Origin of the sequence: Friedmanniella luteola, from assembly GCF_900105065.1 — a bacterium.
Lineage (GTDB): Bacteria > Actinomycetota > Actinomycetes > Propionibacteriales > Propionibacteriaceae > Microlunatus > Microlunatus luteolus.
Window position 1 is genome coordinate 1,516,238 of the sequence record NZ_LT629749.1, and the last position, 18,761, is coordinate 1,534,998.

18 protein-coding genes are annotated in these 18,761 nt (G+C 74.6%); 13 read left to right on the forward strand and 5 right to left on the reverse strand.

What is annotated here, in order from left to right:
* Positions 1-7: 7 nt before the first annotated feature.
* The 6 genes from BLT72_RS07180 (at position 8) to BLT72_RS07205 (ending at position 6,949) form a co-directional block, all read left to right on the forward strand.
* Complete coding sequence (locus BLT72_RS07180; RefSeq protein ID WP_231930404.1) at positions 8-964, forward strand: 2-hydroxyacid dehydrogenase; 957 nt, start codon at positions 8-10, stop codon at positions 962-964.
* Positions 961-1,371, forward strand: coding sequence for an HIT family protein (locus tag BLT72_RS07185; RefSeq protein ID WP_091411510.1), 411 nt, complete (start codon positions 961-963; stop codon positions 1,369-1,371). The genes BLT72_RS07180 and BLT72_RS07185 overlap by 4 nt, the downstream gene beginning before the upstream one ends.
* A complete protein-coding gene (locus BLT72_RS07190; protein WP_091411512.1) occupies positions 1,368-2,588 on the forward strand; it encodes a glycosyltransferase 87 family protein in 1,221 nt (406 codons plus the stop codon). The genes BLT72_RS07185 and BLT72_RS07190 overlap by 4 nt, the downstream gene beginning before the upstream one ends.
* A gap of 70 nt (positions 2,589-2,658) precedes the next feature.
* Positions 2,659-4,395, forward strand: a complete 1,737-nt coding sequence (gene ilvD, locus BLT72_RS07195) for a dihydroxy-acid dehydratase (protein WP_231930405.1) — start codon at positions 2,659-2,661, stop codon at positions 4,393-4,395.
* Between the two features lie 179 nt (positions 4,396-4,574).
* Positions 4,575-5,717, forward strand: a complete 1,143-nt coding sequence (locus tag BLT72_RS07200; RefSeq protein ID WP_091411515.1) for an FAD-dependent oxidoreductase — start codon at positions 4,575-4,577, stop codon at positions 5,715-5,717.
* A gap of 53 nt (positions 5,718-5,770) precedes the next feature.
* Entirely contained in the window at positions 5,771-6,949 is a 1,179-nt protein-coding gene (locus tag BLT72_RS07205) for a winged helix DNA-binding domain-containing protein (protein WP_091411517.1), read from the forward strand.
* 46 nt (positions 6,950-6,995) lie between these two features.
* Here the strand turns inward: BLT72_RS07205 and BLT72_RS07210 are convergent, their stop codons facing one another.
* Together BLT72_RS07210 and BLT72_RS07215 are read right to left on the reverse strand one after the other, a co-directional pair.
* A complete protein-coding gene (locus BLT72_RS07210) occupies positions 6,996-7,976 on the reverse strand; it encodes an SMP-30/gluconolactonase/LRE family protein (RefSeq protein WP_091411519.1) in 981 nt (326 codons plus the stop codon).
* 88 nt (positions 7,977-8,064) lie between these two features.
* On the reverse strand, positions 8,065-8,574 hold the full coding sequence (locus tag BLT72_RS07215) for a VOC family protein (protein WP_091411522.1): 510 nt from the start codon (positions 8,572-8,574) through the stop codon (positions 8,065-8,067).
* A 26-nt stretch (positions 8,575-8,600) separates the two neighbouring features.
* Between BLT72_RS07215 and BLT72_RS07220 the strand changes: the two genes are divergently transcribed.
* The 6 genes from BLT72_RS07220 to BLT72_RS07250 all read left to right on the forward strand — a co-directional run bounded on the left by BLT72_RS07220 (position 8,601) and on the right by BLT72_RS07250 (position 16,021).
* Positions 8,601-9,461 carry a helix-turn-helix domain-containing protein gene (locus BLT72_RS07220; RefSeq protein ID WP_091411524.1) on the forward strand — a complete coding sequence of 287 codons (861 nt, stop codon included), beginning with the start codon at positions 8,601-8,603 and terminating at the stop codon, positions 9,459-9,461.
* The gene (locus tag BLT72_RS07225) at positions 9,458-10,387 is read left to right on the forward strand and encodes an aminoglycoside phosphotransferase family protein (protein ID WP_091411526.1); all 930 of its coding nucleotides are present in this window, start codon (positions 9,458-9,460) and stop codon (positions 10,385-10,387) included. Before BLT72_RS07220 ends, BLT72_RS07225 begins: the two co-directional genes overlap by 4 nt.
* Before the next feature lie 308 nt (positions 10,388-10,695).
* The gene (locus BLT72_RS07230; protein ID WP_091411528.1) at positions 10,696-12,450 is read left to right on the forward strand and encodes an acetolactate synthase large subunit; all 1,755 of its coding nucleotides are present in this window, start codon (positions 10,696-10,698) and stop codon (positions 12,448-12,450) included.
* On the forward strand, positions 12,447-12,992 hold the full coding sequence (gene ilvN, locus BLT72_RS07235; RefSeq protein WP_245392080.1) for an acetolactate synthase small subunit: 546 nt from the start codon (positions 12,447-12,449) through the stop codon (positions 12,990-12,992). Before BLT72_RS07230 ends, ilvN begins: the two co-directional genes overlap by 4 nt.
* A gap of 107 nt (positions 12,993-13,099) precedes the next feature.
* Positions 13,100-14,119 carry a ketol-acid reductoisomerase gene (gene ilvC, locus BLT72_RS07240; RefSeq protein WP_091411531.1) on the forward strand — a complete coding sequence of 340 codons (1,020 nt, stop codon included), beginning with the start codon at positions 13,100-13,102 and terminating at the stop codon, positions 14,117-14,119.
* 1,005 nt (positions 14,120-15,124) lie between these two features.
* The gene (locus BLT72_RS07250) at positions 15,125-16,021 is read left to right on the forward strand and encodes an NAD-dependent epimerase/dehydratase family protein (RefSeq protein ID WP_231930406.1); all 897 of its coding nucleotides are present in this window, start codon (positions 15,125-15,127) and stop codon (positions 16,019-16,021) included.
* On the opposite strand, the gene BLT72_RS07255 is transcribed toward BLT72_RS07250, so the two are convergent.
* Together BLT72_RS07255 and BLT72_RS07260 are read right to left on the reverse strand one after the other, a co-directional pair.
* On the reverse strand, positions 16,018-16,554 hold the full coding sequence (locus tag BLT72_RS07255) for a hypothetical protein (protein ID WP_157720332.1): 537 nt from the start codon (positions 16,552-16,554) through the stop codon (positions 16,018-16,020). The two genes, BLT72_RS07250 and BLT72_RS07255, sit on opposite strands and share 4 nt — an antisense overlap.
* 80 nt (positions 16,555-16,634) lie before the next feature.
* A complete protein-coding gene (locus BLT72_RS07260) occupies positions 16,635-17,198 on the reverse strand; it encodes an O-methyltransferase (RefSeq protein WP_091411542.1) in 564 nt (187 codons plus the stop codon).
* A gap of 153 nt (positions 17,199-17,351) precedes the next feature.
* On the opposite strand from BLT72_RS07260, the gene BLT72_RS22110 reads away from it, so the two are divergent.
* Positions 17,352-17,504 (forward strand): hypothetical protein, encoded by a 153-nt coding sequence (locus tag BLT72_RS22110; RefSeq protein WP_157720333.1) that lies wholly within the window; start codon positions 17,352-17,354, stop codon positions 17,502-17,504.
* Positions 17,505-17,521: 17 nt separating this feature from the next.
* Here the strand turns inward: BLT72_RS22110 and BLT72_RS07265 are convergent, their stop codons facing one another.
* A complete protein-coding gene (locus BLT72_RS07265) occupies positions 17,522-18,604 on the reverse strand; it encodes a 3-isopropylmalate dehydrogenase (protein WP_091411545.1) in 1,083 nt (360 codons plus the stop codon).
* Positions 18,605-18,761 lie beyond the last annotated feature (157 nt).

Sequence of the window (18,761 nt, forward strand, 5' to 3'; positions counted from 1 at the left end):
CTGAACGGTGTCGCAGGAGATCCTCCGCGTGGCGTGGTTGCCCTACGCCGACCTCGACGAGGCCGAGGCCCGCACCGGCGGCCTCCCCGACGGCGTCCGCGTGGACTGCTTTCTCGACGACGGCTCCTGGCCCGACTCGGTCGCCGACGTCGAGTTCCTCGTGGTGCCCTACCTCAAGGGCCCGGAGGTGCTCCGCCGCGCCGAGGAGATGAGAAGCCTGCGGGTCGTCCAGACCCTCACCGCCGGCGTGGAGAACTACGTCCCGGAGGTGCCCGACGGGGTCCAGCTGTGCAACGCGGCCGGGGTGCACGACGCCAGCACCGCGGAGATGGCGCTCGCGCTCGCGCTGGCCAGCGGGCGGCACCTCGACGTCTACGCCCGGCAGCAGACCACCGGGACCTGGAAGTCCCGCTTCGGCTCGGCGCTGGCGGACAAGCACGTGCTGATCATCGGCTACGGCCACATCGGGGAGGCGATCGACGCCCGTTTGAGCGGCTTCGAGGTCGGCTCGGTCACCCGGCTGGCCCGCCGCGCCCGCGACGGCGAGCCCGCCGTCCGCGCGATCGACGACCTGCACGCGGTGCTGCCGCAGGCGGAGGTGGTCTTCGTGATCGCCCCGCACACGCCGCAGACGGAGGGCCTGCTCGGGGCCGCCGAGCTCGCCCTGCTGCCCGACGACGCCCTGCTGGTCAACGTCGCCCGCGGCAAGCTCGTCGACACCGACGCGCTGGTCGCCGAGACGGGCAGCGGCCGGATCCGGGCGGCGCTCGACGTCACCGAGCCGGAGCCGCTGCCGCAGGACCACCCGCTGTGGCGGACGCCGGGCGTCCTCATCGCGCCGCACGTCGGCGGGGCCAGCTCGGCGTTCTGGCCGCGCTCGGACCGGCTGATCGCGGCCCAGCTGCGCCGCTTCGCGGCCGGTGAGCCGCTGGAGAACGTCATCACCGCGGGCGGCTCGGCGTGAGCTGCCTCTTCTGCGCGATCGTCGCGGGGGAGATCCCGTCCCGCCGGGTGCACGAGGACGAGCACGCCGTCGCCTTCCTCGACCTCGCCCCGCTGCACCGCGGGCACACGCTGGTGGTGCCGCGCCGGCACGTGGACAGCCTGCTCGACGGCGCCCCGGCCCTCGCCGAGATCGGGAACTGCGTCGACGCGACGGCCCGGCTGCTGGTCGAGCGGCTGGACGCCGACGGGCTCAACGTCGTCTCCTCCGCCGGCGCCGTCGCCGGCCAGGAGGTCTTCCACCTGCACGTCCACCTGCTGCCGCGCTACGCCGACGCGCCGGGGCTGGCCCACCTGCTCGGCAGCCGCGGGGGCGCCTCCGACGCCGACCTCGACGCCGTGCACGCCCGGCTGACCGCGTCCCGGTGACCCGGGCCCGTCGCCTGGGGCGGCTGCTGGTCGAGGTCCTGCCCCCGTTCGTCGCCGCACTGCTGCTCCTGCCCTGGGTCATCTCCTACGGCAGGGCGTGGCCCTGGCAGCCATCCACGATCGACCTGCAGGTCTACGTCTACGCCGTCAGGGACATGCTGGCGGGGCTGAACATCTTCGAGACCACCACGCCGTTCTGGAACCTGTACTTCATCTACCCGCCGATCGCGGCGGTGCTGATGGTGCCGCTGGCCTTCGGCCCCTACGCCTTCTGGCAGGTCGTCTGGACGCTGGCCCTCGTCGGGGCGCAGCAGACGGTGCTGCGCCGCTGCGGCGTGCAGCGGGGCTGGGCGCTGGGCCTGCTGGGGGTGGCCGTGGTGCTGGCCGTCGAGCCGATCCGGACCACGCTCGGCTACGGACAGGTCAACACGCTGCTGATGGCCCTCGTCGTCGCGGACCTGCTGCCGGACCGGCCGGGCCCGGACGGGGTGCTGCCGCGGCGGCGCATCCCGCAGGGCACGCTGATCGGGCTGGCTGCGGCGATCAAGCTGACGCCGATGCTGTTCGTGGTCTTCGCGTTCCTGGCCGGCCGCCGCCGCGTCGCCGTCACCGGGGTCGTCAGCTTCCTCGCGTTCACCGGCCTCGGTGCCGTGCTGCTGTTCTCGGAGACGGTCGAGTTCTTCTTCGGGCTCTCCGGCGGGGACACCCGGACCGCCTCACCGCTCTACACCGGCAACCAGTCGCTGCTGGGCGTGTTCTTCCGCCTCTGGGACACCTCCCGGACGACGACCCTGCTGGGTCTCGCCGTCGCCGGGATCGTCGCCCTGCTAGGCACCCTGGTGGCGGCGCACTGGTGGCGCCGCGGCGAGCAGGTGTTCGCCGTCGCCCTGGTGGGGCTGTGCACCTGCCTCGCGTCGCCGCTGTCCTGGACCCACCACTACGTGTGGATCCTGCCGATGGCCGTGGCCGTGCTGCGGTCGCGGATCCCGCGCTGGGCCCGGCTGCTGGCCGGGGCCTGGGTGCTGTGGGTCTGCGCGTGCCTGCCCCTGGCCGCGCTGCCCTACGGGGGTGGCCGGGAGCGGACGTTCGACGCGCTGCAGCAGCTGGTCGCCAACCTCGGGCCCGTGCTGGGCGTGCTGCTCGTCGCCGGCCTGGCCTGGCAGCTGGTGGTGTCCGCCCGGACGGAGCGCTCCGCGGCCGTCACCGCTCGTCGCTGACGCCCGGCACCGGGTCTCGGGACGGGAGATCGGGGCCGGTCCTGGCGGCGTCGGGGGTTAGCGTGACGCCATGACCGCCGACACGCCGACCCTGGACACCGACGCCCCAGCACCGAGCACCGCCGCCGCCGGCGGCGTCGACATCAAGCCGCGCTCCCGGGTCGTCACGGACGGCCTCGAGGCCACCGCGTCGCGGGGCATGCTCCGTGCGGTCGGGATGGGCGACGAGGACTGGGAGAAGCCGCAGGTCGGCGTCGCCTCCAGCTGGAACGAGATCACCCCCTGCAACCTGTCGCTCGACCGGCTGGCCAAGGCCGTCAAGGACGGCGTGCACGCCGCCGGCGGCTTCCCGCTGGAGTTCGGCACCATCTCGGTGTCGGACGGCATCTCCATGGGCCACGAGGGCATGCACTTCTCCCTGGTCAGCCGCGAGGTGATCGCCGACTCCGTGGAGACGGTGATGAGCGCGGAGCGGCTGGACGGCTCGGTGCTGCTGGCGGGCTGCGACAAGTCCCTCCCCGGCATGCTGATGGCCGCCGCCCGGCTCGACCTCGCGTCGGTGTTCCTGTACGCCGGCTCGATCATGCCGGGCCGGGTGGGCGACAAGGACGTCACGATCATCGACGCCTTCGAGGCGGTCGGCGCCTGCCTGAAGGGCCTGATCACCCGCGAGCAGGTGACCGAGATCGAGAAGGCCATCTGCCCGGGCGAGGGCGCCTGCGGCGGCATGTACACCGCCAACACCATGGCCAGCGCCGCCGAAGCCCTCGGCATGTCGCTGCCCGGCTCGGCCGCCCCGCCCGCCGTGGCCCGCCGCCGGGACATCTACGCCCGGCAGAGCGGCGAGGCCGTCGTCGAGCTGCTGCGCCGCGGCATCACCGCCCGCCAGATCATGACCAAGGAGGCGTTCGAGAACGCCATCGCCGTCACCATGGCCTTCGGCGGTTCCACCAACGCCGTGCTGCACCTGCTGGCCATCGCCGCCGAGGCCGAGGTGGACCTGACCCTCGACGACTTCGTGCGGGTGGGCAAGAAGGTCCCGCACCTCGGCGACCTCAAGCCGTTCGGCCGCTACGTGATGAACGACGTCGACCGCGTCGGCGGGGTGCCGGTGGTGATGAAGGCCCTGCTGGACGCCGGCCTCCTGCACGGGGACTGCCTGACCGTGACCGGCAAGACGATGGCCGAGAACCTGGCCGACATCGCCCCGCCGGACGTCGACGGCACGATCGTCCGTGCGCTCAGCAACCCGATCCACGCCACCGGCGGCATCACCATCCTGCGCGGCTCGCTCGCCCCGGAGGGTGCGGTCGTCAAGAGCGCCGGCTTCGACACCGACGTCTGGCGCGGGACCGCCCGGGTGTTCGACGGCGAGCGCGCCGCCATGGACGCGCTCGAGGACGGCACCGTCGGCAAGGGCGACGTGGTGGTCATCCGCTACGAGGGCCCGAAGGGTGGCCCCGGGATGCGCGAGATGCTCGCCATCACCGGCGCGCTCAAGGGCGCCGGTCTCGGCAAGGACGTCATGCTGATCACCGACGGCCGCTTCTCCGGCGGCACCACCGGGCTCTGCGTCGGCCACATCGCCCCCGAGGCCACCGAGGGCGGCCCGATCGCGCTGGTGGAGGACGGCGACCCGATCGTCCTCGACGTCGCCGGCGGCACGCTGGAGCTCGAGGTCGACGAGGCCGAGCTGGAGCGCCGCCGTTCCGTCTGGACCCCGACCCCGCGGCCCGTCCGCCGCGGCGTGCTGGCGAAGTACGTCAAGCTGGTCCAGTCCGCCAACGTCGGCGCCGTCTGCTCCTGAGGGCCGCGGCCGCCCGGCCGTCAGGGCCCCCCGCACGACGAGCTCCGCGCCCCCCGCACGACGAGCTCCGCGCCGCCCGTGCGGGCGGGAGCTCGACGTGCGACCGGGGGGCTCGGCTCGCCCCGGCCCGGCCGGCCCTGCGGCGTAGGGTGCGGATCGGGGCTGCGAGGAGGGCGGCGATGGAGCTGCAGGTGGTGGGCGGGGGTCTGGCCGGCCTGATCGCCGCGGTCGAGGCGGCGGAGCGCGGCGCCCGGGTGCGGCTCGTCGAGGCCCACACCGAGCTCGGTGGCCGGGCCCGCGCGTCCAGCCCACCGCACGTGGCGCACGAGGGTCCGCACGTCCTCTACCGCGACGGGCCGACCTGGGCCTGGCTGACCCGCCGGCAGCTGGTCGGCGGGACCAGCGGGGTCCCGGTCCGGGCGCTCAACCGGTTCTGGTTCCGCCGGGCGGGGAGGCTCCGCCGGGTGCCACCGCGCGGCCTGCTGCAGGTGCTCGCCGCGCGCGGGCCCGCCCCGGTCGAGCGGTCCTTCGCGGCGTGGGCCGGGGACCGCTGGGGTCCTGCGCGGGCCGCCGAGGCCGCCGCCGCCAGCGGGGTCGCCACCTACCACCACGACCCCGGGTCGCTCTCGGCCCGCTTCGTGCAGGAGCGGCTGCAGCGGGCGTTCGGGTTCCCCGCCCAGGCCGTGTACGTGCACGGCGGCTGGCCGGTCCTCGTCGAGCGGCTGGCCGCGGCAGCGCGGCAGCGGGGGGTGCAGATCGAGACGGGCCGGCGGGTGACCGTCCTGCCGCGGGGCGGGCCGGTCGTGCTCGCCGTGCCGCTCGCGTCGGCCCGGCTGCTGCTGGGCGACGACGGCCTGCGCCAGCCGAGCGGGGCCACCGCCCTCGTCGACGTGGGCGTCGGAGCCTCGCGCGGGGACGCCTTCGTGGTCAGCGACATCGACACCGGCGGCTGGCTGGAGCGGTTCAGCCTGCCCGACCCGTCGCTCGTGCCGCCCGGGGAGTCCCTGGTGCAGGCGCAGGTGCCGTTCGGCCCGGACGACCGGCGCGAGGTCGCGCTGGGCCGCGTCGAGACCCTGCTGGACGCCGGGGTCCCCGGCTGGCGGCGCCGGCTGACCTGGCGGCGGGACGCCCTGGCCCGGGGCCGGACGGGAGCGGTCGACCTGCCCGGCCGGACCTGGCGGGACCGCCCGGCGGTCGACCGGGGTGGCGACGTCTTCCTGGCGGGCGACGAGGTCGCGGCCCCGGGCATGCTGAGCGAGGTGTCCTGCACCAGCGCCGTGGCCGCGGTGGACGCGGCGCTGAGCCGGGCACGGCTGCCCTGACGGCGTCGGCCCGGACCGCCCGCACCCCGCGCCCGGCCACCTAGAGTCGGACCGTGCGGTTGATCACCTCTGAGGAGCGACGGGCGAGGCTGGCGGCGCGGCACCGGCTGCTCCCGCGGCTGCGGGACGACGACCTCCCGGGGCTGGTCGACGACCTGGTCGGGCTGCACTCCTCGGACCCGGTCACCGTGTACCTCTCGGCGGCGGCCCGGATGCGGACGCCGTCGATCGAGGCCGTCGCGGCCGCCCTGTACGAGGACCGCAGCCTCGTCCGGCACCACGCCATGCGGCGGACGCTGTGGGTGGCCACGCCCGAGATGATCCGGCTCATGCACGCGGCCGCCACCCGGCTGCTCGTCGCCCCCGAGCGCCGTCGGACGCTGGCGATGCTCGCGGCGTCCGGGGTCGCGGACCCCGAGGACTGGCTGGCCGGCGCCCGCAACCTCGTGCTCGACGACCTGGAGACCCACGGCCCGAGCACGGCCCGGGACGTCGGCCGCCGGGTGCCGGCGCTGACCCGGCCGCTCACCGTGCCCTCGGCCAGCCAGCAGCAGGCGACCCAGGCCGCGCACACCCGGGTGCTGCTGAACCTCGGCTTCACCGGGGAGGTGCTGCGGGCGGCGCCCACCGGCACCTGGGTCAACGGCGCCTACCGCTACGGCGTCGCGTCCGCCTGGTTGCCCGGCGGGCTGGGCGAGCAGGCCGCCGAGCCGGCCGCTGCGGCCCTGGCCGGGGCCTACCTGCGCCGCTTCGGCCCGGTCACCGCCGTCGACCTGCAGTGGTGGACGGGCTGGACGAAGACCACCACCAGCCGGGCGCTGGCGGCGTGCGGCGCCGTCCCCGTCGAGCTGGACGAGGGACGGGGCTGGGTGGCCGCCGGGGACGAGGCCTCACCCGCGCCGGAGCCCTGGGTGGCGGCCCTGCCCAGCCTGGACCCGACCACGATGGGCTGGAAGGAGCGGGACTGGTACCTGCCGGCCGCCGGGGCGGACGCCTTCGACGCCAACGGCAACGCCGGCCCAACCCTCTGGGTCGACGGCCGGGTCGTCGGCGCCTGGGCGCAGACGAAGGACGGCCGGCTCGTCACCCACTACTTCGAGCCCGTCCCGGCCGCGCGCCGGGAGGAGCTGGCGGAACGGCTGACCGGGCTCGCCGCCGTGGTCGACGGCACGCGGTTCACCGTCCGCTTCCCCGGCCGGATCCAGCCGCGGCTGCTGGCGGCCGCGACCTGAGCGGCCGGCCGGCCCCGGCGGGTGCGGGCCGGCCGACGGTCCCGGGTCAGACGTGCGGCAGCCGCAGCGACACCACCTGGTAGGGCGGCTGGGCGGTCGTCTCGTCGAAGTGGCTGTCCACCAGCAGCAGCCGGCCGCGGGCGATCTTGGCCGTGGTGAAGACACGGTCGGGGTCGGTGGCCACGTCGCGGACCAGCCTCGCGGCGCGGCCGTCGTGGCGCAGCCGCAGCGTGGTGAGCCGCCGGGAGAAGTTGCGCACCACCAGCAGGGTGCCGCCCCGGCGCACCAGCCCGTCCGCGTCGACGAGGTCGGCGCCGCCGGTGTCGACGGCGCTCACCCGGCGGTCGGCCAGCCCGAAGCGCCACAGCAGACCGGCGTTGCCCTGGGCGACCACCAGCGAGCGGCGGTCGGGGGCGAGCACGATGCCGCCCAGGTTGAACCCCGTCCGGCGGGTGATGGTCCCGGTGGCGTCCGCCCACAGCCGCACCTGCCAGCGGCCGTGCTCGCGGGCCACCCGGAAGATCTGCGGTGCGTTGGAGTTCGTGAAGTAGGCGGCGCCGTCCGGGCCGACGGCGACGTCGTTGAGGAAGACGTCGGGCCGGTCGACCTTGAGCGCGGCCTCGAGCCGGCCCGACGCGCTGTACACCCACAGGTCGGGCCGGTCCGTGCCCAGGCCGTTCGGCCCACCGGCGACGTAGACCCGGTCGTGGCGGTCGGTGGTGATCCCGCGTGCGGTGGTGCGGCCGTCCGCGCCCTCCGGCTTCCACTCCTGCACCGGTCCGCGGCCCACCCGGCCCCGGTGGATCTCACCGCCGGTGGTCTCGCTGACGTAGAAGGTCCGTTCGCGGCGGTCGACCCCGATGCCCTCGAACTTGGAGCCGCCCGCGTCCCCGCTCAGGGTGTACGTGCGGGGGGACCGGTGCCCCTCGTGGGCCTCGGCGGGGAGGGTCCCCAGGCCGAGGGTGAGCAGGAGCGCGGCGGCGGTGCAGCCGGACGTGCGCAGGATCGCGTGCCTGGTCGTTCGCATGGTGGGTGCCTCCCGGCTGGGTCGTCGTCGACCCTCCTCTGCCAGACGAGCCCCGGCCCCGCGGGGTTCAGCGCCCGGCGTCCGGTGCTCAGCCCAGCCCGGTCTCCGCCCACTCCGCCAGCCGGCGCTCCTGCTCCTCCGGCGGCACGTCCTCGACCCGCGTCATGATCGCCCAGCGGTGGCCGAACGGGTCCAGCACCGAGGCGAAACGGTCACCCGTGACGAAGGTCGCGGGCGCCTCGCGCAGCGTCGCACCCAGCTCGACCGCGCGGGCGGTGACCGCGTCGACGTCGGCGAGGTAGAGGCAGGTCGACTGGCTGACCCGGTCCTCACCGCTGGGGGCGACCAGGCCGAAGTCCGGCATGGCGTCGCTCAGCTGGAGCCGGCCCTGGCCGAAGTCGAGCTCCGCGTGCGCGACCCCGCCGCCCGGCAGGTCCATCCGGCTGACCAGGGTCGCCCCGAAGGCCCGGGAGTAGAAGTCGATGGCGGCGTTCCCGTCGGCCACGCAGAGGAAGGGCGTCAGGCTGGTGTAGCCCTCGGGGACCGGGCGGACCGAGGTCGGGGTGCCGTCGGTGGAGGGTGCAGGTGCGTCCGTCATGGCGCCAGTCTGGGTACGGTCAGGGGGTGCCGGATTGGAAGGATGCGTCAGGCCCGGCCCCCGTCCGCGGCCTGGTGCGGCGCGCCGCCAGCACCGACGCGTTCCGCACCGCCCGCTTCCCGCCGGGACCCGCGTTGGCCCCCTGGGTCGACTACCTGTGGACCGTCGACTGGGACCTCGGCGACGCCGCGCCGGTGGAGTCCCGCGTGATCAGCTTCCCGGCCCTGCACCTGACGGCCGAGAGCGGGACGCCCGGCGAGGTGCGGCACGGCCAGGCCATGCCGGCCACCCTGCTGCACGGTGCCGTCAGCCGGGTGTTCCAGGTCCGGCTGAGCGGCGCCGGCTGGGTCGTCGGCGCCCGCTTCCACCCCGACGGCGCGCACCCCTGGACGCGCACCGACGCCGCCGCGCTCCGGGACCGCGCCGTGCCCGCGTCCACCCTCCCCGGCCCGCTGCCGGCCGACCTGCACACCGACCTCGCCGGCCTGCCGCCGGACGCGCGCGCGAGGGCCTTCGCGGCGGCGCTCGCCCCGCACCGGCCCGACGAGCCGGGGGAGGACCCGGCGCTGACCGCGCTGGTCCGCCGGATCGAGGCCGACGCGGGGCTGGTCCGCGTCGAGCAGCTGGTCGAGCTCGCGGGCTGCTCGGTGCGCACGCTGCAGCGCCGCTTCCGCCGCCACCTCGGGGTGTCGCCCAAGTGGGTGCTGGCCCGGTTCCGGCTGCAGGAGGCCGCGCTCGCGCTCGAGCAGGAGCCGGAGCCCGACCTGGCCGACCTCGCCGTCCGGCTGGGCTGGTACGACCAGGCGCACCTGACCAACGACCTGCGCCGGATGCTGGGGGAGACCCCCGCCCGCTACGCCGCCCGGGCCCACGCGAGCGCCCGGTGAGCGGCGTCCGGGCGGTCCGGCTGCAGCCGCTGACGCGGGCCCGGGTCGCGAGCCTCGGCGCGGAGGGCCGGGCCTGGCAGGACGCCCTGCCGGCGGTGCTCACCGCGCTGGCCGAGCAGTGGTCGCTCACCCTGGGCCGACCGGTCCCCGGCGGCAGCAGCTCCTACGTCGTCGCCGTGCGCACCGCGGACGGAGCCGACGCCGTCGTGAAGGTGGCCCTGCCCGACCCGGCGCTCGACGCCCAGGCCGCCACGCTGCGGCGGGCCGACGGCCGGGGCTACGCCCGGCTGCTCGCCCACGACCCCGCGCGGCAGGCCCTGCTGCTGGAGGCGCTCGGACCCAGCCTGGCGCAGTCGGCGCTCACCCCGGCCGACCAGCTCCGGCTGCTCGCCGACACCCTCGCCGAGGCGTGGCTGCCGCCGGCCGGGCACCCCGACCCGCCCCTGGACAAGGCGGGCAACCTGCACGACCTGGTCGCCCGGTCGTGGGCCCAGCAGGGGGCGCCCGCCGACGAGGCGGTCCTGGCCACGGCGCTGGAGTACGCCCGCCGGCGGTCCGACGTCGCGCCGGCCGAGCTGGTGGTCGTGCACGGCGACCCGCACCCGGCCAACCTGCTGCGGGTGACGACGCCGCGAGCCGGCGCCGCGTCGGGCTGGTGCTTCGTCGACCCGGACGGCTTCGTCGCCGACCGCGCCTACGACCTCGGGGTGGCCCTGCGGGACTGGTCGGCCCACCTCGACGGCCCGGGCGCGCGCCGACGGCTCGAGGGCTGGTGCCAGGTGCTGGCCGACCGCAGCGGCGTCGACGCCACCCGGATCTGGGAGTGGGGCTTCCTCGAGCGGGTGTCGACCGGGCTCCACGTCCGCTCCTTCGGGGCCGAGCGGGCGGCGGAGCCGTTCCTGCGGACCGCCGCGCTGCTGGTCTGAGCTCCGGGCCGGCGGCCGTCCGCGGCGGGGCGGAACTGCTAGGGGGCCCGACCGTCCTTCCGCATGGCAAGACGTCCGCCCGGGCCGTTGGCTTCGGTGGGGCGGAGGTCTAGGGTGATGACGTGCTTCGCACCGCGACCCTCGTAGTTAGCCAGCGTGTCGGCTGAGTCCACCAGAGCTCCCGACGCGCTCCCTCGTCTGCCTCCGGGCGGTCGGGGGTTTTTTTCTGGCTCGAGGAGCACGCGTAGCACAGGCGTAACATCCATCTCGGGTCCCCGGCGGGACCCAGCAAGGCCGAGGAGCAGCCGATGTCCGAGCCGCAGAGCACCGCCGACCACCTGACCGGAGCGCAGTCGCTCGTCCGGTCGCTCGAGGAGGTCGGGGCCGACGTCGTCTTCGGCATCCCCGGCGGAGCCATCCTCCCGGCCTACGACCCGCTCTACGACTCCACGAAGGTCCGCCACATCCTCGTCCGGCACGAGCAGGGCGCCGGCCACGCGGCCGAGGGCTACGCGATGGTGACGGGCAAGGTCGGCGTCTGCATGGCGACCTCCGGTCCGGGCGCGACCAACCTGGTCACCCCGATCGCCGACGCGCACATGGACTCGGTGCCGATCGTCGCGATCACCGGGCAGGTCGCCGGGCCGTCGATCGGGACGGACGCCTTCCAGGAGGCCGACATCCGGGGCATCACGATGCCGATCACCAAGCACAGCTTCCTGGTCACCCACCCCGAGGACATCCCGGGCGCCATCGCGTCGGCCTTCCACATCGCCTCCACGGGCCGCCCCGGTCCGGTGCTCGTGGACATCACCAAGGACGCGCTGCAGGCGAGCGCCGGCTTCAGCTGGCCGCGCACCCTCGACCTGCCGGGCTACCGGCCGGTCACCAAGCCGCACAGCAAGCAGGTCCGCGAGGCCGCCAAGCTGATCTCCGCCGCCCGCCGGCCGGTGCTGTACGTCGGCGGCGGCGTGGTCAAGGCCGGCGCCGCGCGGGAGCTCAAGGAGCTGGCCGAGCTGACGGGCATCCCCGTCGTCACCACGCTGATGGCGCTGGGCGTGTTCCCCGACAGCCACCCGCAGAACCTGGGCATGCCGGGCATGCACGGCACCGTGCCGGCGGTCGGGGCCCTGCAGCGCAGCGACCTGCTGATCACCCTGGGCGCCCGCTTCGACGACCGGGTGACGGGCAAGCTGTCGAGCTTCGCCCCGGGGGCCAAGGTCATCCACGCCGACATCGACCCGGCCGAGATCTCCAAGAACCGCACCGCCGACGTGCCCATCGTGGGCGACTGCAAGGAGGTCATCGCCGAGCTGGTGACCCTGCTGCGCAGCAGCGAGACCCACCCCGAGATCAGCGAGTGGGCGCACTACCTGCAGGACCTCAAGAAGCGCTACCCGACCGGGTTCGAGCTGCCCGACGACGGCAGCCTGTCCCCGCAGCACGTGATCAAGCGGATCGGCGAGATGACCGGACCCGACGCGTACTACGCCTCGGGCGTGGGCCAGCACCAGATGTGGGCGGCGCACTACCTGCCCTGGGAGCTGCCCGGACGCTGGCTGAACTCCGGTGGGCTCGGGACGATGGGCTACTGCGTGCCCGCGGCCATGGGCGCCAAGGTCGGCCGGCCCGACAGCGTGGTGTGGGGCATCGACGGCGACGGCTGCTTCCAGATGACCAACCAGGAGCTCGTGACCTGTGCCCTGGAGGGGATCCCGGTCAAGATCGCGGTGATCAACAACCAGAGCCTCGGCATGGTGCGGCAGTGGCAGACGCTGTTCTACGGCAGCCGCTACTCCAACACCGACCTCAAGACCAACCGGGTGCCGGACTTCCAGAAGCTGGCGGAGGCGATGGGCTGCGTCGGGCTGCGGGCGGAGGACCCCAACGACGTCGACGCCGTGATCGACAAGGCGCTCTCCATCGACGACGCCCCCGTCGTCGTGGAGTTCGTGGTGCACAAGGACGCCATGGTGTGGCCGATGGTGGCCGCCGGGACCAGCAACGACGACATCAAGGTGGCCCGCGACCTGGCGCCGGCCTGGGACGGGGAGACGCTGTGAGCTCGGAGCTGTCCACCCACACGCTGAGCGTGCTGGTCGAGAACAAGCCGGGCGTCCTGGCCCGGGTGTCCAGCCTGGTCTCCCGGCGCGGCTACAACATCGAGTCGCTCGCCGTCGGACCCACGGAGTACCCGACGATGTCCCGCATCACCCTCGCGGTGACCGTCGACGACCAGGTGCTCGAGCAGATCACCAAGCAGCTCAACAAGCTGATCGAGGTGCTCAAGATCGTGGAGCTCGAGGAGAACTCCGTCCGCCGCGAGCTCATCCTCGTCAAGGTCCGCTCGACGGCCGAGACCCGGGGGCAGCTGATCGAGATCATCGGGCTGTTCGGCGGCAAGGTCGTCGACGTGACCTCCGACATCCTGACGATCGAGGCCGTCGGCAAGCCCGAGAAGCTGGCCGCGATGCTCAGCCTGCTGGAGCCCTACGGGATCCGCGAGCTGGTCCAGTCCGGGCTCGTCGCCCTGGGCCGGGGCAACCGCTCGATGACCGACCGGGCCGGCCGGGCCGAGCGCACGAAGGCCGTCCACGCCGTCTGACCTGGTCCGACGACGGCTGCGGATCCGCCAAGATGGTCGGCGGCCCGCCGCCACCCGCACACCCACCTGCACGACTCACAAGGAGAAGCTCCCCAGTGCCAGCAACCATGTTCTACGACTCCGACGCCGACCTGTCCCTGATCCAGGGCCGCAACGTCGCGATCCTCGGCTTCGGCAGCCAGGGTCACGCCCACGCGCTGTCGCTGCGCGACTCCGGCGTCGACGTCCGGGTCGGTCTGCCCGAGGGCAGCAAGAGCCGGGCCAAGGCGGAGGCGCAGGGCCTGCGGGTGCTCACGCCGTTCGAGGCGTGCGAGGAGGCGGACCTGATCATGGTCCTGACCCCCGACCCCTCGCAGCGCAAGCTCTACGCCGAGGCGATCGAGCCGAACCTGGTGCCCGGTGACGCCCTGTTCTTCGCGCACGGGTTCAACATCCGCTACGGCTACATCACCCCGCCCGAGGGCGTCGACGTGGCCCTGGTGGCCCCGAAGGGCCCGGGCCACCTGGTCCGTCGCGAGTACGCCGAGGGCCGGGGCGTCCCCGTCCTCGTCGCCGTCGAGCAGGACGCGACCGGCAAGGCCTGGGACCTGGCCCTCGCCTACGCCAAGGGCATCGGCGGCCTCCGCGCCGGCGGCATCAAGACCACCTTCACCGAGGAGACCGAGACCGACCTCTTCGGCGAGCAGGCCGTCCTCTGCGGCGGCGCGTCCGCCCTGGTGATGGCCGGCTTCGAGACGCTGACCGAGGCGGGCTACCAGCCCGAGGTCGCCTACTTCGAGTGCCTGCACGAGCTCAAGCTGATCGTCGACCTGATGTACGAGGGCGGCATCGCCAAGCAGCGCTGGAGCGTCTCCGACACCGCCGAGTACGGCGACTACGTCTCCGGTCCGCGCGTCATCGACGCCCGGGTCAAGGAGAACATGAAGGCCGTCCTCGCCGACGTGCAGAACGGTGCCTTCGCCCAGCGGTTCATCGACGACCAGGACGCCGGCGCCCCGGAGTTCCTCAAGCTGCGCGAGCAGGGTGCGGCGCACCCGATCGAGAAGGTCGGCCACGACCTCCGCGAGCTGATGGCCTGGGTCAAGAGCCACGACGACGACTACGTCGAGGGCACCGCCGCCCGCTGACCCGGTCTCTCGGCGCATCGAGGCACCCTCCTGGCGTCGAGGCACCCCCAGGCGGGGGTGCCTCGACGCGGGAAGGGTGCCTCGAGCACTCGCGCAGCTTCTCGCGGTGGACCACGTCGCCGAGTCAGCGCCGGGGGCGAGCAGGCGGCCGTACTTGACGCGGCCGTCGAACTCCCCGAGGACCCCGTGCTCCGGCCAGCCGAAGTCGCACCGGGCCAGGAACCGGCCCTCGTCGTCGTGCACCACGAACTGCGGGACCGGAGCCGGCAGGCCGGCTTCGTGGAGGCGGACCCGGCTGACCGACTCCCCGACGCTCTCGCTGCGGCCGTCGGCCAACCTCGCCACGAGCAGGGCCCGGGCCACGCCCGGCCAACCAGGGCAACGCCCCAGCACCTCGGCCAGCGCGCGTGGGTCGAGGCCGAGGCGGCGACCGCCTGCTCAGGGGCAGCGACCGGCCGAGGTTGGCCACCGTGCGCGCCAGGGACGTCGTCGCCATGCCGTCGACCACGACGATGTCGGTCGCGGGCAGCTCGGACGCGTGGACGCGCAGGAGGGTCCGGGCCTTGCCGCCGCCCGTCCTCGGTCGGGTGAGGTGGACGCGCTGGAGCTGACCGGCCCAGACGGGGAGGCCGTGGAGCGCCGCCGCGGAGACGTGGGACACGGTGCCCGGCGCCCTCAGCTGCGCCCAGCCGGCCGCGACGAGCAGCGCGTGCGCCTGCTCCGGGGACTGCTCGCCGCCCGGCCAGGCGTAGGCCCCGCGGCGGAGCCGGACCAGCCGGCCCTCCCGCAGGAGGCGCTCGACCTCGGCGGCGGTGTACCCGCGGTCGCGCAGCGCGGGACGGAGGAGAGGCTCGGGCGCCCCTCCAGCCGACCACGTCCGGAGCCGCTGGGGACCGCACGCGAGCAGATCTGTGGATGACGGGGCTCCGGGCACCCTCTGCTCGCCGAGGCACCCCCAGCAGGGGGTGCCCGAGCGCCGAGAGGGTGCCTGGCAGGATCCTGCCCGTGAGCACGAAGACCTCCGACCTCGCCGGACGCCGCATCCTCGTCACCGGGGCGGAGGGCCGGATCGGCTCGGCCACCTGCGCCCGGCTCACCGAGCTGGGCGCCCGGGTGACCGCCTTCTCGCTGCCGCAGGACGACGCGCCGGCGGTGGCGGCGGAGCGGGTGCTGCACGGCGACACCCGCGACGACGCGGCGGTCCAGGACGCCCTGGACGGCGTCGAGCTGGTCGTGCACCTGGCCGCGATCCCCAGCCCGGACCTCGCCGACTGGACGACGGTGTTCTCCACCAACGTCGTCTCCACCTTCACCGTGCTGGCGCACGCGGGGGAGCGCGGGGTCCGGCGGGCGGTGATCGCCAGCAGCATCAACGCCTACGGGGGTCCGTACAACTCCCACGACGTGCGGCCGGCCTACTACCCGCTGGACGAGCAGCTGCCGGCCGACCTCGACGACCCCTACTCCCTCAGCAAGTTCACCGACGAGCGGACGGCGGAGATGGCGGCCCGGCACTGGGGGACCGACGTCATCGCCCTCCGGTTCCCGCTGACGGCGCCGCAGGAGGTGCTGCTGGAGCACGCCGCCCGGGCGACCGGGGACCTCGCCCACGGGGCGACCGAGGGCTGGTCCTACCTCGACGTCCGCGACGCCGCCCGCGCCGTCGAGCTGTCCCTGCTGAGCAGCGCCCGCGGTGCGCACGCCGTCTTCGTCGCCGCCGGTGAGACCGACGTGCCGTTCCCCACCGACGAGCTGCTGGACCGGTACGCCCCGGGGGTGCCGCGGCTGCGCTCCTTCGCCGGCCGGGAGGTGCCGATCGACCTCACCCGGGCGCGGACCCTGCTGGGGTTCCGGGCCGAGCACCTGCTGCCGGTGGAGCCGGCCCCGCTGCCGGGGGCCTAGCGCGAGCGGATCGAGAGCCCGACGAGCCGGTCGCCCTCCGCGTCCACCCCGGTGCCGACGGAGAAGAGCCGGCTGGGCAGCTCACCGGACTCGTCGGCGCCGTTCTCACTCGCCATCGCGCACAGCGAGCGGACGCCCCGGGTGGACAGCGGCGTCGCGACGTCCTCCCGGCACGGGCCGAACGACTCCCGGAGGGTGCTGTACGCCTTCTTCGCCGACGCCTTCGGCACCCGGAGCTGCGCGCTCATCTCGTAGTCGTGGGTGGCCCGGTAGCTCCCGGCCAGCACGACCGTGTCGGCGGGCAGGTCGAGGTCGGCGAAGAACTCGACGTCGGCGAGGTTCAACGGCTCGCAGGTGATGCCGGTGAGGTCGTTGCGGCACGGCGAGCCGTGCGCGGAGGTGAAGGAGAAGTAGGGGACGCCCCACTCCCCGGCCTGCCGGACGAGCAGCGCGAGGACGACGGCCACGAACGCCAGCATCAGGGCCGTGCCGCCCAGCACCCGGACGGCCTTCCTCCTGCGCAGCGTCGCCATGCCCCCAGGATGCCCGACCCGGGTGACCGGGGGTCGAACCGGCCACGAACGCCCGGGGCCGCAGGGCCCACGGGTCCGGCTCAGCGGCGGACGGCGACCAGGACCGAGGTGTCCTCGGCGACCATCACGTCGACGCTGGTGAAGCGCTCGTCGGAGAGCCACTCCAGGCGCAGGGTGTCCACCCGGCCGCGGACGAGGGGGGGCCAGCTGGGGCACGGGGTGAAGTCGTCGAGCACGATCATGCCGCCGTCGTCCAGCAGGGCGACGATCTCCTCCCGCGGCCACTCCCGGGCGCTGCTGGCGTCGAGGAAGATCAGCGAGAACGGGGCGTGCTCGCGCAGGCTGCCCCAGTCGGCGTGCATGACGTCGATGTCGTCGCCCGCGAACATCGTCATCACGCCGTGCGCGAGGCCGGGGTCGAGCTCGGCGGTGATCACGCGGGTGGTCTTGGGGGCGCCGCTGCGCAGCCAGGCGGCGCCGACGCCGCAGCCGGTCCCGCACTCGGCGATCGTCCCGCTGCGGGTGGCGGCCAGCGTCGCGAGCAGCCGGCCCGTCTCCGAGCGGGACGCCTGGACGTAGCCACGCTCCAGGGACATCCGGAGGGCGCGGACCACCAGGTCGGGCAGATCCGGGGGTGCGCTCACGTGCTCGAGTCTGACAGCCGCGCGCCGGGGGCCGGACCGGTCCACGATGTGGTATCACCCGGCCGCCGCCTCGGCCCGAGATGGTCGGACGTCCTACTATCTCGGGAGGTCGGTCCGGACCGGGCCGACCAGCGCCGGTCGAGGAGCAGTGCCGTGTACGAGATGTACCCCCAGAGCTGGGCTGTCGCCGACGCGCGGCCCCACGACGCCGAGCGACCGCGTCGCCGTCCGCGCAAGGCGCACTCGGTCCTGCCCGCCGTCATCGCCCGTCAGCTCGAGGGCCCCGGGCCCCGGCTCCCCGGCTGAGCGTGGGCGGGACCGCCTCAGACGGCGGCGGCGATCGCGTCGCCGACCGCGCTGGTCGAGCGGCGGGGCTGCCCACGGCGGGCCGCGATGTCGGCCACCGCGGCCTTCTCCACCCGGGCCGCCTCCTCGGCGAACCCGAGGTGCTCCAGCAGCAGGCCGACCGACAGGATCGTCGCGGTCGGGTCCGCGACGCCCTGACCGGCGATGTCGGGAGCCGAGCCGTGCACCGGCTCGAACATCGACGGGAAGGTGCGGTCGGGGTTGATGTTCCCGCTGGCCGCCAGGCCGATCCCGCCGGTGACCGCCGCCGCCAGGTCGGTGACGATGTCCCCGAACAGGTTGTCGGTGACGACCACGTCGAACCGCTGCGGGTCGGTCACCAGGAAGATCATCGCCGCGTCGATGTGCAGGTAGTCGGTCGTGACGCCGGGGTGCTCCGCCGCGACGGACTCGAAGACGCGGCGCCACAGCCCGCCCGCGTTCACCAGCACGTTGTGCTTGTGCAGCAGGGTGATCTTGTTGCGGCGACGGGTGGCCCGCTCGAACGCGTCCCGGACCACCCGCTCCACCCCGTAGGCGGTGTTGACGCTGACCTCGGTGGCGATCTCGTGCGGGGTGCCCGTCCGGACCGTGCCGCCGTTGCCGCAGTACAACCCCTCGGTGCCCTCCCGGACGACGAGGAAGTCGATCTCGCCCCGGTCCAGCACGTCGTCGGCGAGAGGGGTGGGGACGCCCGGGTACAGCCGGCTCGGGCGCAGGTTGACGTAGTGGTCGAACGCGAAGCGCAGCTTGAGCAGCAGCCCGCGCTCCAGCAGCCCGCTGGGCACGTCCGTCGCGCCCGGCGCGGCACCCACGGCGCCCAGCAGGATCGCGTCGGCCGCGGCCAGCTCGGCCAGCACGGAGTCGGGCAGCACCTCCCCGGTGCGCTGCCAGCGGCTGGCGCCGAGGTCGTAGCTGGTGGTCGCGAACGCGCCCGGCCCGGTCACCGCCTCGAGCACCTTGAGGCCCTCCGCCACCACCTCGGGACCGATGCCGTCGCCACCGATGACGGCGAGGTTCACGGGCGGGTGGGCGGAGGTCGCGGGGGTCGGAGCGCTCATCGCGGCATCGTAGCGAGCCCACCCCGCAGCACCCGCCTGGTCTCAGGGCGCTCCCTGTTAGCGTTCCGCGCGGGCTGTCCGGGCGTCCGGGCCGCGCCGGCCGCCCGATGCGACCCGTCCGCCCCGCGTCCCGACCGCCCCGCACCACCGCTCCCGT

Coding starts and splice junctions, on each gene's coding strand:
- BLT72_RS07255 (WP_157720332.1), bottom strand. CDS start 16,554: ATGGCGACGCTGCGCAGGAGGAAGGCCGTCCGGGTGCTGGGCGGCACG.
- BLT72_RS07210 (WP_091411519.1), bottom strand. CDS start 7,976: ATGCGAACGACCAGGCACGCGATCCTGCGCACGTCCGGCTGCACCGCC.
- BLT72_RS07200 (WP_091411515.1), top strand. CDS start 4,575: ATGGAGCTGCAGGTGGTGGGCGGGGGTCTGGCCGGCCTGATCGCCGCG.
- ilvD (WP_231930405.1), top strand. CDS start 2,659: ATGACCGCCGACACGCCGACCCTGGACACCGACGCCCCAGCACCGAGC.
- ilvC (WP_091411531.1), top strand. CDS start 13,100: ATGTTCTACGACTCCGACGCCGACCTGTCCCTGATCCAGGGCCGCAAC.
- BLT72_RS07215 (WP_091411522.1), bottom strand. CDS start 8,574: ATGACGGACGCACCTGCACCCTCCACCGACGGCACCCCGACCTCGGTC.
- BLT72_RS07265 (WP_091411545.1), bottom strand. CDS start 18,604: ATGAGCGCTCCGACCCCCGCGACCTCCGCCCACCCGCCCGTGAACCTC.
- BLT72_RS07230 (WP_091411528.1), top strand. CDS start 10,696: ATGTCCGAGCCGCAGAGCACCGCCGACCACCTGACCGGAGCGCAGTCG.